The following is a 13296-nucleotide window of genomic DNA, read 5'->3' as shown; positions in this document are numbered from 1 at the left end:
CTGCTGTCGTCATGCTGTTGCCGGTCTGCCTACTGCGTGGCGACGCGGCGCGCGTGCTTGAACTTGCCGGCCCAGTAGCCACCGTCCAGCGCCGAGACGGACACGTCGCGGCCGGTGCGCGGAGCGTGCAGGAAACGGCCTTCGCCGAGATAGATGCCGACATGGTCGATGCGGCTGCCGCGCAGGGCGAAGAACACCAGGTCGCCCGGGTTCATCTGGGTGCGTTCCACGGGCTCGCCGGCGCGCGCCATGTCGCGCGACACGCGCGGCAGGTCAATTCCCAGGGTGGTCTTGAAAACGTAGCTGACCAGTCCGCTGCAGTCGAAGCCACGTTCGGGCGAGGTGCCGCCCCAGCGGTAGGGCGTGCCCAGCAGGGCCAGACCGCGCTGCAACAGGTTCTGCCGCACGCCGGTCTGCGGCGCGGGGTCCAGATCGATCTGCAGGTCTGCTGCGGTGGTGATCAGCTGGTTCACGTCGGCGGCGAACAGCAGTTCGCGGCTGGAGGCCGGCAGCGGATCGGACAGCTGCTGGCTGATCGAGGTGGAAATCGGGAACCCGTCCGCGCTGTCGGTGGCCAGCCCCGTGGCGGCGAACGCCGGCGCTGCACCGGCACACAGCAGTGCGGAAAAGAGCAGGGTGGCGGCCCGTTGACGAAGTCGGGAGGCGGAGGTTGGGGCGGCAGCTTGGCGGCCTTGACTTGGGTCTTCGATCGTCACGCGGCTTGATTCACAGATGTCAGTGAGGCGTGATGGTGCCGGACGAATGTCGTCTCTTTGTTAATTTAAAGTTAATAAGCGTGACGTGTATCGCATCTTCACGCCTCTGGTTCAGTGCGCGTTTGCAGGATCCAGCCCGCTCCCCGTATTCAGGATCCGCCAAGCACGCGACGCGCGCCGGTGTAGTGATCGCGCCAGTAATGGCCTTCCAGATGATCCAGCCGCACGGTGCCTCCGCTGCTGGGAGCGTGGACAAAACGTCCTTCCCCCACGTAGATGCCCACGTGGCTGACATTGCCGCGACTGCCGAAAAACACCAGGTCGCCGGCTGCCAGGCGCTCTGGCGCAATGCGCGGGCCCTGCCAGGAAAACAGTTCACGCGTGGTGCGCGGCAGACGCAGGCCCAGCATGTCGCTGTAGACGTAGTTGACCAGTCCGCTGCAGTCGAACCCGCCCTGGGGCGTGTTACCGCCATACCGGTAGGGCGTGCCCACCAGGCCGATGGCGCGGATGGTGACTGAATTGGCCGCAGCCGGGTCAGCGGGCGACATGACCGGCCACTGGTTGCCGGATGGGGAGGGCTGGGCCGGGGAAGCGGGGCGGGTCTGCTTGCCCCCGCAGCCAGCCGTTACGGCAGCGGCGACGACCAGCAGGCAGGCCAGCCGCCAATGGCGCCGTGACGTTCGGGTTGGCGCGGCAGGGCCGCTGCCCGGATAATGCGCAGTACTCACGGCCGCATCTTGGCCGAATCCACCTTTCAATGACAAGCGCGGCCCAGCGCCGCCCCACCAGGTACCGTTGCCCATGAAGATCGAAAAGGACCGCGTTGTCCGCTTCCACTACACCGTTTCCGAGACCGGGCAGGAGCCCGTCGAAAGCTCCCGCGAGGGTGAGCCGCTGGCAATCCTGTTCGGGCACGGCAACATCATCCCGGGCCTGGAAAAGGCGATGGACGGGCACGAGGCGGGCGATACCTTCAGCGCCGACGTAGTGGCCGCCGATGCCTACGGCGAGCGTCGCCCGGACCTGACCCAGCGGGTGCCGAAGAAGCACTTTGGCAAGCAGCGCCTGGCGGCGGGCGAGCAGGTGGTGCTGACCACCAACTTCGGCCCGCGCCCGGTGACGGTGCAGAAGGTGGGCATGAGCGTGGTGGACGTGGACCTGAACCACCCGATGGCCGGCAAGGACCTCACCTTCGATATCGAGATCATCGAAGTGCGCGAGGCCGATGCGGCCGAGATCGAACACGGCCACGTGCACGGCGATGGCGGTCACCAGCACTGATCTGGCGTTTTGACCCTCACCCGGTGCGTCAGTGCACCGGGTGAGGGGACTTTGAGCGGGTTGGCACAGGGGAGGGCGGCCATGAGCCGGGACCAGACGCCGTTCAAGCCGACCGCGGCGGGCGAGCGGATCGAACTGCTTGATGCGCTGCGTGCGTGGGCGCTGCTCGGCATCTTCCTGGTCAATCTGCCCTGGTTCACCCGGCCCTGGCAGGAGTTCGACCGGGGAATCCTGCCCGGACTGGAAAGCCTGGACTACGCCGCGGCCTGGGGCCTGCACATATTCGTGGCGGGCAAGTTCTGGATCCTGTTTTCGATTCTGTTCGGCGCCGGCTTTGCCCTGATGGCCGAGCGGGCGGCCGCGGCCGGGGCATCCACCCGGCCGTACGTGCGCCGCATGCTGGTACTGCTGGTGCTGGGCGTGGCCCATGCGCTGCTGCTGTGGGTGGGAGACATCCTGCACACCTATGCAGTTGCAGGTCTGCTGATGCTCGCCTTTCGTGGCCTTGCGCCGCGCGGCCAGCTTGTTGCCGGGCTGCTGATGTTTTCCGCCGTGGCGGCCTTGAGCCTGCTGACCGCGCTCGCGCTGATGGCGATGCCCGCGGATGCCTTGGCCAACCTGCGTGCGGAGTCCACCGCGCAGACGGTTGCGGGGCTGCACGCGGGCGCGATCTATGCCGGCGGTGGATTCGCCGCGGTCAGCGCACAGCGGTTGGCGGACTTCTCCAGCCTGGTCTCCATGAACGTGCTGATCGTTCCAATGGCGCTGTCCATGTTCCTGATCGGAAGCTGGCTGCTTCGCTCCGGCCTGCTGCGCGACGTCGCCGCCCACCGGCATTTTCTCCTGAAATTGACGGCGGCCTGCCTGCCGCTGGGACTGGGCCTGACCCTGTGGTCGGCATCGATCGCGGTGACCTATCCCGATGGAATGGTGGATGCGCCCAGCGTGTTCGCCGCCAGCCTGCACCAGCTTGGCGCGCTGCCGCTGTCGCTGGCCTATCTGGGCCTGGCGTCGCTCGCCTGGCAATCACACGTTGGCCAACGGATGCTGGCAGCGGTGGCTCCGGCCGGCCGCATGGCGCTGACCAACTATCTGGGTCAGTCCCTGCTCGCTTCGCTGGTGTTCTACGGCTATGGGCTGGCCATGTGGGGGAGGATCCCGCCGGCCGGGCTGGTGGTGCTGGCGCTGGTGGTGTTCGCGCTGCAGGTGCTGGCCAGCCGCTGGTGGCTGCAGCGCTACCGGTTCGGTCCGTTGGAATGGCTGTGGCGCTGGCTCACCTACGGCACGCGACCGGCGCTGCGCAGGCAGTCCTCCGGCACGTAAACTCCGCGCATGGATGCGACGGATGATGTGCTGATCGTCGGCGGCGGGGTGATTGGCCTGGCCAGCGCGCTGGCCCTGCTTGAACAGGGGCGCCGCGTGCGCGTGCTGGACGCCGGCCGGGTGGGCGGCGGCAGCTCGCACGGCAACTGCGGCACCATCACACCCAGCCACGCAGCGCCGCTGTCGGCCCCGGGTTCGGTGACCATGGCGCTGCGCTGGATGCTGACGCCGGACGCGCCCTTCTACCTGAAACCCCGCTTCGACCCGGCCCTGTGGAAGTGGCTGCTCGGCTTTGCCCGACGCTGCAATCCGCGCGACTGGCGGCGCGGAGCCGAAGCCAGGCTCGCAATCCTGACTGCAGCGCGTGATGCGCTGCCCGACTGGGTGGAGCGCTACGGGCTGGACTGCGAATACGAGCCATCCGGCGTGGACTACGTGTTCCGCTCGGAAAAGCACGTGGCCGAATTTGCTGCCGAACTGGCGCTGCTGGATGAGATCGGCGTGCCCTACGAGCGCATCGACGGCGCCGCGTATGTGCGCGACGAACCGGCGCTGCGCGACGGCGTGGTGCAGGTCGTGCGCTTTCCCGGTGATGCGCGCCTGCGTCCGGACCGCTACGTTGCCGGCCTTGCCCGGGCGGTGCGGGAGCACGGCGGCGTCATCGTGGAGCACTGCAGCGTCAACGCGATCGATTCCGATGACGATGGCGTCACCGTGAACAGCTCCGGCGGAAGCTTCCGCGGGCGTGATCTGATCCTCGCTACCGGGGCGTGGCTGGGGCAGATGGCACGCGCGCTGCGGCTCCGGGTGCCGGTGCAGCCGGGCAAGGGCTACTCCATCACCTATTCGCGCCCCGCGCTGGTGCCGAAGCGTCCGCTGGTGCTGCACGGGCCAAGCGTGTGCGTGAGCGCCTGGGACAGCGGCTTCCGCCTTGGCAGCACCATGGAATTTTCCGGCTATGACACCAGCCTCAACCGCCGCCGGCTGGATGCGCTTGAGCGCGGGGCGGCGCAATACCTGCACCAGCCGGTCGGCCCGGAGAAGCAGGAAGAGTGGTACGGCTGGCGGCCTTTGAGCGTGGACGACCTGCCGCTGCTGGGCCGGGCACCCGGGCATCGTCACCTTTGGTTGGCGACCGGCCACGGTATGCTCGGGGTCAGCATGAGCACCGCCACCGGTCGGCTGATGGCCGAGTTGATCTGCGGGCTCGACCCACACCTGGATCCGGCGCCGTTCGACCCGGCGCGATTTGCATGAATGACAAAAGCGGTTTTGATTACGACCTGATCGTGGTGGGCGGCGGCTCTGGTGGCCTGGCCGGCGCCTTCCGCGCTGCCGAACATGGCGCCCGCGTGGCGCTGCTGGAGCCGGCCGACCTGGGCGGCACCTGCGTCAACCTGGGCTGCGTGCCAAAGAAGGCCATGTGGCTGGCCGCGGACCTGGCGGCGAAGATCGATGTTGCCGCGCGGCTGGGTTTCAACGTGCCTACCAGCGCCGAGCTGGACTGGCGCGAGTTCCTGGTGGACCGGCAGCGCTATATCTCGGGGATCCACGAGAGCTATCGCCGCCGGCTCGACGAGGCCGGGGTGAGCCTGGTGCCGCATCGTGGGGTGCTGGTGGATGCGCACGTGGTGGAGGCAGGCGGCGTACAGCTGCGCGCGCCGCACGTGCTGTTGGCCACGGGCTCGCATCCCGTCAGGCCGGATGTGCCCGGCGCGGAGCATGGCGGCGTCTCGGATGATTTCTTCGACTGGGACCGGGCGCCGGAGCGGGTGGCTCTGTTCGGCGGCGGCTACATCAGCGTGGAGCTGGCCGGCATGCTGCAGGCGCTGGGCACCCGGGCGGATGTGTTCGCGCGTGGCGGGCGATTGCTCAAGCAGATGGATGCCGAGGTGGTGGAGCAGTTGCAGGGCAACTACCGCCATCTGGGTGTCGGCCTGCATCTGGACTACGAGCTGCAGGAGCTGCAGCGCGGTGACGACGGGCGGCTGGTGCTGGTGGATACATCGGGTGCGGCCAGCGGGCCGTATGACGAAGTGGTGTTCGCCATCGGCCGCAAGCCCAGCACTGCGGGTATCGGGCTGGAGCAGGCCGGAGTCGCCCTCGGCGAAAAGGGCGAGGTGCAGGTGGACGATTACCAGAACACCAGCGCGCCCGGGATCTACGCGGTCGGTGATGTGACCGGGCAGCTGACCCTGACCCCGGTGGCAATCGCCGCGGCGCGCCGGCTGATGGACCGGGTGTTTGGCGGCAGGCCCGATTCGAAGCTGGACTACAACGACGTTCCGTTCGTGGTGTTCTCCCATCCGCCGCTGGGTGGCATCGGCCTGACCGAAAAGCAGGCGCGCGAGCAGCATGGGGATGCGGTGCAGGTGTATCGCAGCAGCTTCCGGCCAATGCTGCAGGGGCTTGCGGATAGGCCGCTGCGCAGTCTGTTCAAGCTGGTGTGCGTGGGCGAGGAGCAGCGGGTGGTGGGTATCCACGCGTTTGGTGAGGCGGCTGACGAGATCCTGCAGGGATTCGCGGTGGCGCTGAAGCGCGGTGTGACCCTGGATGACCTGCACGACACGATGGCGATCCATCCAACCAGTGCGGAAGAGTTTGTGCTGATGCGGTGAGTGGTGCCTGCCGTTCCGGCACAATGTGTGGATGGACATTTTTACGTTGCACAGGGGCACGGCGCCGCTGCTGGTGAGCGTGCCGCACGATGGCACTTTCGTTCCCGATGAGATTGCGGCGCGGCTGACGCCGGAGGCGCGGCAGGTGCCGGATACGGACTGGCACATCGCGCGGCTGTATGCGTTCGCCCGTGAGTTGGGGGCGTCGATGATCGTGCCGACGCATTCGCGCTATGTGGTTGATCTCAACCGGTCGGAAGACGACGTGTCGCTGTACCCGGGGCAGAACACGACCGGGCTGTGCCCGGTGGTGCGCTTCAGCGAGGAGCCGGTGTATCTGGAGGGGCAGGAGCCGACGCCGGACGAGATCGCGGAGCGGGTGGAGCTGTATTGGCGGCCTTACCACCAGGCGCTGCGGGCCGAGTTGGAGAGGCTGCGCGGGCTTCACGGCCGGGTCGTGCTGTGGGAAGGGCATTCGATCCGCGGCGAGCTGCCGTTCCTGTTCGAAGGCAGGCTTCCGGACATGAACCTGGGCACGGCGGGCGGGGCGAGCTGTTCGCCGGCGCTGCAGCAGCGGCTGGAGTCGGTGCTGGCCGGGCAGGACGACTACGACTTCGTCGTCAACGGACGCTTCAAGGGCGGGCATATCACCCGGTATTACGGCGACCCTGCCAACGGGATCGACGCGGTGCAGATGGAGGCCAGCCAGCGCGCCTATATGGATGAGCGCAGTTTCAAGTATCTGCCGGAGAAAGCCGAGGTCGCGCAGGACCTGCTACGGCGCCTGCTCCAGGCCACCCTCGTGTAGGAGCGCGCCATGCGCGCTCCTGCCAGGGCAGCGGGTCAGACCTCCAGGGTGGCCAGGTCGCCCTTTTCTTCCAGCCAGGCCTTGCGGTCGCCGGAGCGCTTCTTGGCGAGCAGCATGTCCATCAGTGAATGGGTTTCGGTGCCCTCGTCGACGGTCAGCTGCACCAGGCGGCGGGTGTCCGGATGGATGGTGGATTCGCGCAGCTGCGAAGGGTTCATCTCGCCCAGGCCCTTGAAGCGGGTGACGTTGACCGTGCCTTTGATCCTGTCGCGCTCGATCTTCTCCAGCAGCAGGCGTTTTTCTTCCTCGTCGAGCGCATAGAACACCTGCTTGCCCACGTCGACCCGGTACAGCGGCGGCATGGCCACGAACACATGGCCCGCGGCCACCAGCGCCGGGAAGTGGCGCAGGAACAGCGCTGCCAGCAGCGTGGCGATATGCAGGCCGTCGGAGTCGGCGTCGGCCAGGATCACCACCTTGCCGTAGCGCAGGCCGGAGATGTCGTCCTTGCCCGGGTCGCAGCCGATGGCGATGGCGAGGTTGTGCACTTCCTCGCTGGCCAGCACTGAAGTCGAGGCAACCTCCCAGGTGTTCAGGATCTTGCCGCGCAGCGGCAGGATGGCCTGGAAATCCTTGTCGCGGGCCTGCTTGGCGCTGCCGCCGGCCGAATCGCCCTCCACCAGGAACAGCTCGGTGCGCGACAGGTCCTGGCTGATGCAGTCGGCCAGCTTGCCGGGCAGCGCCGGACCCTGGGTGACCTTCTTGCGGACGATCTGCTTTTCAGTCTTGAGCCGCGCGCTGGCCCGCTCGATCGCCAGCTGGGCGATTCTTTCGCCCAGCTCCACGTGCTGGTTGAGCCACAGGCTGAAGGCGTCGTGGGCAGCGCCCTCGATGAAACCGGCCGCCTGGCGCGAGCTCAGCCGCTCCTTGGTCTGGCCGGAGAACTGCGGGTCAGTCATCTTCAGGCTGAGCACAAACGACACCCGGTCCCACACGTCTTCCGGCGCCAGCTTGACCCCGCGCGGCAGCAGGCTGCGGAAGTCGCAGAACTCGCGCAGCGCGTCGGTGAACCCCGAGCGCAGGCCGTTCACATGAGTGCCGTGCTGGGCGGTGGGGATCAGGTTGACGTAGCTCTCCTGCACCAGCTCGCCTTCAATGACCCAGGCTGCAGCCCAGTCCACGATCTCGGTATCGCGCGCCAGGCTGCCGGTAAACAGCTCCGGCGGCAGCAGCTCACGTCCGGACAGCTCGCCGCGCAGGTAGTCGAGCAGGCCATCCTCGTAACGCCATTCGTCGCGCTCGTCGGTGGCCTCGTCATACAGTTTTACGGTCAGGCCCGGGCACAGGACGGCTTTGGCCCGCAGCAGGTGGCGCAGCGGGCGCAGCGCGAATTTCGCCGTGTCGAAGTACTTCGGGTCCGGCCAGAAGCGCAGCCGGGTGCCGGTGTTGCGCTTGCCAACGGTGCCGGCCACGTCGAGTTCAGAAGCCCGATCGCCCGCCGCGAATGACATCGCGTATTCGTTGCCGTCGCGCTTGATCGCCACGTCCAGGCGGGTGGACAGGGCATTGACCACGCTCACGCCAACGCCGTGCAGGCCACCAGAAAAGGTGTAGTTGCGGTCGCTGAACTTCCCGCCCGCGTGCAGCCGGGTCAGGATCAGCTCCACGCCGGGAACCTGTTCCTCGGGGTGGATATCCACGGGCATGCCGCGCCCGTCGTCGGAGACCTCGCAGCTGCCGTCCCTGTAGAGGGTCACCTCGATCACCTTGGCGTGCCCGGCCAGGGCTTCGTCGACCGAGTTGTCGACCACTTCCTGCACCAGGTGGTTGGGGCGCGAAGTGTCGGTGTACATACCGGGGCGGCGTTTGACCGGATCCAGGCCGGTCAGGACTTCGATATCGACGGCGTTGTAGCGGGCGCTCATGCGGTGGATGCTGCAAAAGGGGGCGGCTAGCTTACCAGCCGCGTTGGCGCGCCCGCTGCGGGAAACGGCGCTTGGCAGTGCCCCGCGGACCTGAAGCGCAGCCATTCCGTCGAGCATGTTGCGATTGCTTTGTCATCTGGGGAAAACCCTTGCAATACAGTGGCTTGCCTGTCGCGTTAAGAGATTGTTGTTCAGTTGCTGGCAGGGGGAAGGCGCGTAGGGTTCGCATCGTCGCTAGTCAGGGGAAGCGGCCGATTGATCCACTTTTCCATTTTCGATCCACTTCATGATTCAGGAGACACGACAATGACCAAGCGCAATATTCTGTTCACCGCCCTGATTGCCGCCGCTTTCGCCGCGCCGGGCGCTTTCGCCCAGGAAGTCGACCAGCAGGCCCTGCGTGACGCCGAGCAGGCCGCGCAGCAGGCTGCCGCAGCGGCTGCCGTTGCTGAAGAGCAGGCTGCCGACGCCGTGGACGAAGCTGAAGTCGCCGAAGACACGGTCGAGCAGGCTGAAGCCGAGGCCTGGCAGGTCGAGGAAGAAGAAGAGGAAGATCCGGCCTGATCCAGGGATGGAACACCGGTTCTGGAGCGCCCCGCATTTGCGGGGCGTTTTTTTTGCCTGGCGCTTTTACGGCCTGCGCCAGGCGCCAGGATCGCAGCGCGTGCCGCCGCCCTCGGGCGCAGTGCGCCACGGTCGCGGTATAGAATAGGGGTTTCCAGCGACCAGCTGCGCCATGCCATCCCCCAGTTCTGTCACACCGCTTATTTTCGTCACCGGAGGCGTTGTCTCTTCCCTTGGGAAGGGCATTGCCGCCGCTTCGCTCGCCGCGATCCTTGAAACCCGCGGGCTGCGGGTGACGATGATGAAGCTCGATCCCTATATCAACGTCGACCCCGGCACCATGAGCCCGTTCCAGCACGGCGAGGTGTACGTGACCGATGACGGCGCCGAGACCGACCTGGACCTCGGCCATTACGAGCGCTTCGTCAACGTGCGCCTGTCGGGCAAGAATTCGATCACCACCGGCAAGATCTACGAGAGCGTGATCGCCAAGGAGCGTCGCGGCGATTACCTCGGGGCCACCGTGCAGGTGATCCCGCATATCACCGACGAGATCAAGCGCTGCATCGACGCCGCCACCCAGGGCTACGACCTGGGCCTGGTGGAAATCGGCGGCACGGTAGGCGACATCGAGTCGCTGCCGTTCCTGGAGGCGATCCGCCAGATCCGCACCGACCGCGGCGCGGAAAAGGCCATGTTCATCCACCTGACCCTGGTGCCGTACATCGCCGCGGCCGGTGAGCTGAAGACCAAGCCCACCCAGCACTCGGTCAAGGAGCTGCGCTCGATCGGTATCCAGCCCGACGTGCTGCTGTGCCGCAGCGAACAGCCGCTGCCCGACAGCGAGCGCCGCAAGATCGCCTCGTTCACCAACGTGTCCGAGAAGGCAGTGATCTCGGTGGTGGACATGGACAACATCCACAAAATCCCGCTGTGGCTGGATGCGCAGGGGCTGGACGATCTGGTGGTGGAGCGGCTGCGCCTGACCGATCGCGTTGCGCCGCAGGCCGACCTGACCGAATGGCTGGACGTGGTGGATGCCGCGGAAAACCCGGTTGATGAAGTCACCATCGGCGTGGTGGGCAAGTACGTGGACCACAAGGACGCCTACAAATCCGTCGCCGAGGCGCTGCGCCACGGCGGCCTGCGTCAGCGCACCCGGGTGAACCTGGAGTGGATCGAGTCGCAGGACATCGAGCGCGACGGGGCCGAGTCCGTATTGGGCGGCCTGGACGGCATCCTGGTGCCGGGTGGCTTTGGCGATCGGGGCTTCGAGGGCAAGGTGCTGGCTTCAAAGTACGCCCGCGAAAAGGGCATTCCGTATTTCGGCATCTGCTACGGCATGCAGGCGGCGGTGGTGGACTTCGCCCGCCACGTGGCCGGGCTGGAAGGTGCCAACAGCACCGAGAATGACCGCCAGAGTCCGCATCCGGTGATCGGGCTGATCACCGAATGGCGCACCAATAGCGGCGAAATTGAAAGGCGCAGCGAGGACAGCGACCTGGGCGGCACCATGCGCCTGGGCCTGCAGGAGCAGCGGCTCAAGCCCGGCACCCGTGCCCATGCTCTGTATGGACAGGACGTGGTGGCCGAGCGCCATCGCCACCGCTACGAGTTCAACAACCGCTACCGCACGCAGCTTGAGGATGCCGGACTGGTGGTCAGCGCCAAGTCGCTGGACGACCTGCTGGTGGAAATGGTGGAACTGCCGGACCATCCGTGGTTCATTGCCTGCCAGGCGCATCCCGAATTCCTGTCCACCCCGCGCAGCGGCCATCCGCTGTTCATCGGATTTGTACGCGCCGCCCGCGAGAAGAAAGCGGGTGGCAAGCTGCTGAAGGAAGCCACGGCGTGACCTGCGCCGACCCATGCAGACAGAAGGTTTTGTCATGAATCTATGCGGTTTCGAGGTTGGCCTGGATCGGCCGTTGTTCCTGATTTCAGGCCCATGCGTGGTCGAAAGTGAGCAGCTGCAGGTCGACGTGGCCGGGCAGCTGAAGGAAATCACCTCGGCGCTTGGAATCCCCTTCATCTTCAAGTCGAGTTTCGACAAGGCCAACCGCACCTCGCTGGGCAGCTTCCGCGGCCCGGGCATGGAGGAAGGCCTGCGGATCCTGTCCGAGGTGAAGCGCCAGGTCGGCGTGCCGGTGCTGACCGACGTGCACGAATACACGCCGATGGACGAGGTCGCCTCGGTGGTCGACGTGCTGCAGACCCCGGCGTTCCTGGTGCGGCAGACCGATTTCATCCTGCGCGCCTGCGCGGCCGGCAAGCCGGTGAACATCAAGAAAGGCCAGTTCCAGTCGCCGTGGGACATGAAGCCCGTGGTGGAAAAAGCCAAATCCACCGGCAACGAGCAGATCATGGTCTGCGAGCGTGGTGCCAGCTTCGGCTACAACAACCTGGTCAGCGACATGCGCTCGCTGGCGGTGATGCGCGACACCGGCTGCCCGGTGGTGTTCGACGCCACCCATTCCGTGCAGCTGCCGGGCGGGCAGGGCGGTTCCAGCGGTGGCCAGCGCGAATTCATCCCGGTCCTGGCGCGGGCCGCAGTGGCGGTCGGCGTGGCCGGGGTGTTCATGGAAACCCATCCGGAGCCTGAAAAGGCCCTCAGCGACGGGCCCAACGCCTGGCCGCTGGCAAAGATGCGCGCGCTGCTGGAAACCCTGGTTGAACTGGATGCCGCCACCAAGCGTGGTGGCTTCCTCGAACGCGACGCCTGAATATTCACTCCCAACCGCCTTTCACTGAGGTAACAAAGCGAGACCATGACCAAGATTGCCAAGATCCATGCCCGTGAAATCCTCGATTCGCGAGGCAATCCCACCCTTGAAGCGGAAGTCACGCTTGAGGACGGCAGTTTCGGCCGCGCCATGGTTCCTTCCGGTGCCTCCACCGGCGCCCGCGAAGCGGTGGAGCTGCGCGACGGCGACCGCACCCGCTACATGGGCAAGGGCGTGCGCAAGGCGGTGGCCAACGTCAACGGCAGCATTGCCGACACCCTGAAGGGCTTTGACGCTGCCGACCAGGCGGCGCTGGACAAGCGCCTGATCGATCTGGACGGCACCGAGAACAAGGGCCGGCTGGGCGCAAACGCGCTGCTGGGCGTGTCGATGGCCAACGCCCACGCGATGGCCGCGTCGAAGAAGATCCCGCTGTGGAAGCTGCTGGCCGGCGACCGCGCGCCGGTGCTGCCGGTGCCGATGATGAACATCATCAACGGCGGCGCGCATGCCGACAACAACGTCGATTTCCAGGAGTTCATGATCCTGCCGGTGGGCTTTGACTCGTTCTCCGAGTCGCTGCGTGCGGGCACCGAGATCTTCCACGCGCTCAAGTCGGTGCTCAAGGGCCATGGCCTGTCGACGGCGGTGGGCGACGAGGGCGGTTTCGCCCCGGACCTGCGCAGCAACGTGGAAGCGCTGGACACGATCCTTGAAGCGATCGGCAAGGCCGGTTACAGCGCCGGCGAAGACGTGCTGCTGGGCCTGGACGTGGCTTCCAGCGAGTTCCACGAGAGCGGCAAGTACCACCTGGTTGGCGAGGGCAAGCGCCTGAGCGGCGAGCAGTTTGTCGATTTCCTCGCCGACTGGTGCAGCCAGTACCCGATCATCAGCATCGAGGATGGCATGGACGAGGCCGACTGGGACGGCTGGAACCTGCTGACCGCGCGCCTGGGCGACAAGGTGCAGCTGGTGGGTGACGACCTGTTCGTGACCAATCCGGCGATCTTCCGCCAGGGCATCGAGTCGGGCACCGCCAACTCGATCCTGATCAAGGTCAACCAGATCGGCACCCTGACCGAGACGCTGGAAGCGATCGCGATGGCTGACGCGGCGAAATACGCCGCCGTGGTCTCGCACCGCTCCGGTGAAACGGAGGACACCACCATTTCCGACATCGCCGTGGCCACCACTGCGACCCAGATCAAGACCGGTTCGCTGTGCCGCAGCGACCGCGTGGCCAAGTACAACCAGCTGCTGCGGATCGAGGAATCGCTGGGCGGGCAAGCAAGCTACGCCGGGCGCGACGCGTTCGTGTCGCTGCCGCGGTAAGGC

The 13296-nt window shown here is 66.5% G+C and carries 12 protein-coding genes; 9 read left to right on the top strand and 3 right to left on the bottom strand.

What is annotated here, in order from left to right:
* Positions 1 to 29 precede the first annotated feature (29 nt).
* Together WCE59_RS04655 and WCE59_RS04650 are read right to left on the bottom strand one after the other, a co-directional pair.
* On the bottom strand, positions 30 to 716 hold the full coding sequence (locus WCE59_RS04655; RefSeq protein WP_343257549.1) for a C40 family peptidase: 687 nt from the start codon (positions 714 to 716) through the stop codon (positions 30 to 32).
* A 149-nt stretch (positions 717 to 865) separates the two neighbouring features.
* On the bottom strand, positions 866 to 1447 hold the full coding sequence (locus WCE59_RS04650) for a C40 family peptidase (RefSeq protein WP_449284105.1): 582 nt from the start codon (positions 1445 to 1447) through the stop codon (positions 866 to 868).
* Between the two features lie 73 nt (positions 1448 to 1520).
* On the opposite strand from WCE59_RS04650, the gene WCE59_RS04645 reads away from it, so the two are divergent.
* From WCE59_RS04645 to hutG, 5 genes are all read left to right on the top strand, one after another.
* Positions 1521 to 2000, top strand: coding sequence for an FKBP-type peptidyl-prolyl cis-trans isomerase (locus WCE59_RS04645; RefSeq protein WP_343257548.1), 480 nt, complete (start codon positions 1521 to 1523; stop codon positions 1998 to 2000).
* Between the two features lie 81 nt (positions 2001 to 2081).
* On the top strand, positions 2082 to 3323 hold the full coding sequence (locus WCE59_RS04640) for a DUF418 domain-containing protein (protein ID WP_343257547.1): 1242 nt from the start codon (positions 2082 to 2084) through the stop codon (positions 3321 to 3323).
* Between the two features lie 9 nt (positions 3324 to 3332).
* The gene (locus WCE59_RS04635; protein ID WP_343257546.1) at positions 3333 to 4580 is read left to right on the top strand and encodes an NAD(P)/FAD-dependent oxidoreductase; all 1248 of its coding nucleotides are present in this window, start codon (positions 3333 to 3335) and stop codon (positions 4578 to 4580) included.
* Positions 4577 to 5941, top strand: a complete 1365-nt coding sequence (gorA, locus tag WCE59_RS04630; RefSeq protein WP_343257545.1) for a glutathione-disulfide reductase — start codon at positions 4577 to 4579, stop codon at positions 5939 to 5941. The genes WCE59_RS04635 and gorA overlap by 4 nt, the downstream gene beginning before the upstream one ends.
* Before the next feature lie 31 nt (positions 5942 to 5972).
* Entirely contained in the window at positions 5973 to 6749 is a 777-nt protein-coding gene (gene hutG, locus WCE59_RS04625) for an N-formylglutamate deformylase (protein ID WP_343257544.1), read from the top strand.
* Between the two features lie 35 nt (positions 6750 to 6784).
* Here the strand turns inward: hutG and parE are convergent, their stop codons facing one another.
* Positions 6785 to 8674: a DNA topoisomerase IV subunit B gene (gene parE / locus WCE59_RS04620; RefSeq protein WP_343257543.1), complete on the bottom strand. Its 1890-nt coding sequence runs from the start codon at positions 8672 to 8674 to the stop codon at positions 6785 to 6787.
* A 306-nt stretch (positions 8675 to 8980) separates the two neighbouring features.
* Here parE and WCE59_RS04615 point away from each other — a divergent pair, with 306 nt between their 5' ends.
* The 4 genes from WCE59_RS04615 to eno all read left to right on the top strand — a co-directional run bounded on the left by WCE59_RS04615 (position 8981) and on the right by eno (position 13293).
* Entirely contained in the window at positions 8981 to 9238 is a 258-nt protein-coding gene (locus WCE59_RS04615; RefSeq protein WP_343257542.1) for a hypothetical protein, read from the top strand.
* Positions 9239 to 9410: 172 nt separating this feature from the next.
* Positions 9411 to 11093: a CTP synthase gene (locus tag WCE59_RS04610; protein WP_343257541.1), complete on the top strand. Its 1683-nt coding sequence runs from the start codon at positions 9411 to 9413 to the stop codon at positions 11091 to 11093.
* A gap of 34 nt (positions 11094 to 11127) precedes the next feature.
* A complete protein-coding gene (gene kdsA / locus WCE59_RS04605; protein ID WP_343257540.1) occupies positions 11128 to 11961 on the top strand; it encodes a 3-deoxy-8-phosphooctulonate synthase in 834 nt (277 codons plus the stop codon).
* A gap of 45 nt (positions 11962 to 12006) precedes the next feature.
* A complete protein-coding gene (gene eno / locus WCE59_RS04600) occupies positions 12007 to 13293 on the top strand; it encodes a phosphopyruvate hydratase (RefSeq protein ID WP_343257539.1) in 1287 nt (428 codons plus the stop codon).
* Positions 13294 to 13296: the final 3 nt, after the last annotated feature.

This window comes from Luteimonas qiangzhengi (assembly GCF_039548515.1).
Classification (GTDB): domain Bacteria; phylum Pseudomonadota; class Gammaproteobacteria; order Xanthomonadales; family Xanthomonadaceae; genus Luteimonas.
Note: the sequence above shows the minus strand (reverse complement) of the source record. Positions and strands in the feature narration are given on the sequence as shown.

Excerpts from the sequence above, each read along its gene's own strand:
- hutG (WP_343257544.1), top strand. The coding sequence starts at position 5,973 with ATGGACATTTTTACGTTGCACAGGGGCACGGCGCCGCTGCTGGTGAGC.
- parE (WP_343257543.1), bottom strand. The coding sequence starts at position 8,674 with ATGAGCGCCCGCTACAACGCCGTCGATATCGAAGTCCTGACCGGCCTG.
- WCE59_RS04610 (WP_343257541.1), top strand. The coding sequence starts at position 9,411 with ATGCCATCCCCCAGTTCTGTCACACCGCTTATTTTCGTCACCGGAGGC.
- WCE59_RS04635 (WP_343257546.1), top strand. The coding sequence starts at position 3,333 with ATGGATGCGACGGATGATGTGCTGATCGTCGGCGGCGGGGTGATTGGC.
- eno (WP_343257539.1), top strand. The coding sequence starts at position 12,007 with ATGACCAAGATTGCCAAGATCCATGCCCGTGAAATCCTCGATTCGCGA.
- gorA (WP_343257545.1), top strand. The coding sequence starts at position 4,577 with ATGAATGACAAAAGCGGTTTTGATTACGACCTGATCGTGGTGGGCGGC.
- WCE59_RS04640 (WP_343257547.1), top strand. The coding sequence starts at position 2,082 with ATGAGCCGGGACCAGACGCCGTTCAAGCCGACCGCGGCGGGCGAGCGG.
- WCE59_RS04615 (WP_343257542.1), top strand. The coding sequence starts at position 8,981 with ATGACCAAGCGCAATATTCTGTTCACCGCCCTGATTGCCGCCGCTTTC.
- WCE59_RS04645 (WP_343257548.1), top strand. The coding sequence starts at position 1,521 with ATGAAGATCGAAAAGGACCGCGTTGTCCGCTTCCACTACACCGTTTCC.
- kdsA (WP_343257540.1), top strand. The coding sequence starts at position 11,128 with ATGAATCTATGCGGTTTCGAGGTTGGCCTGGATCGGCCGTTGTTCCTG.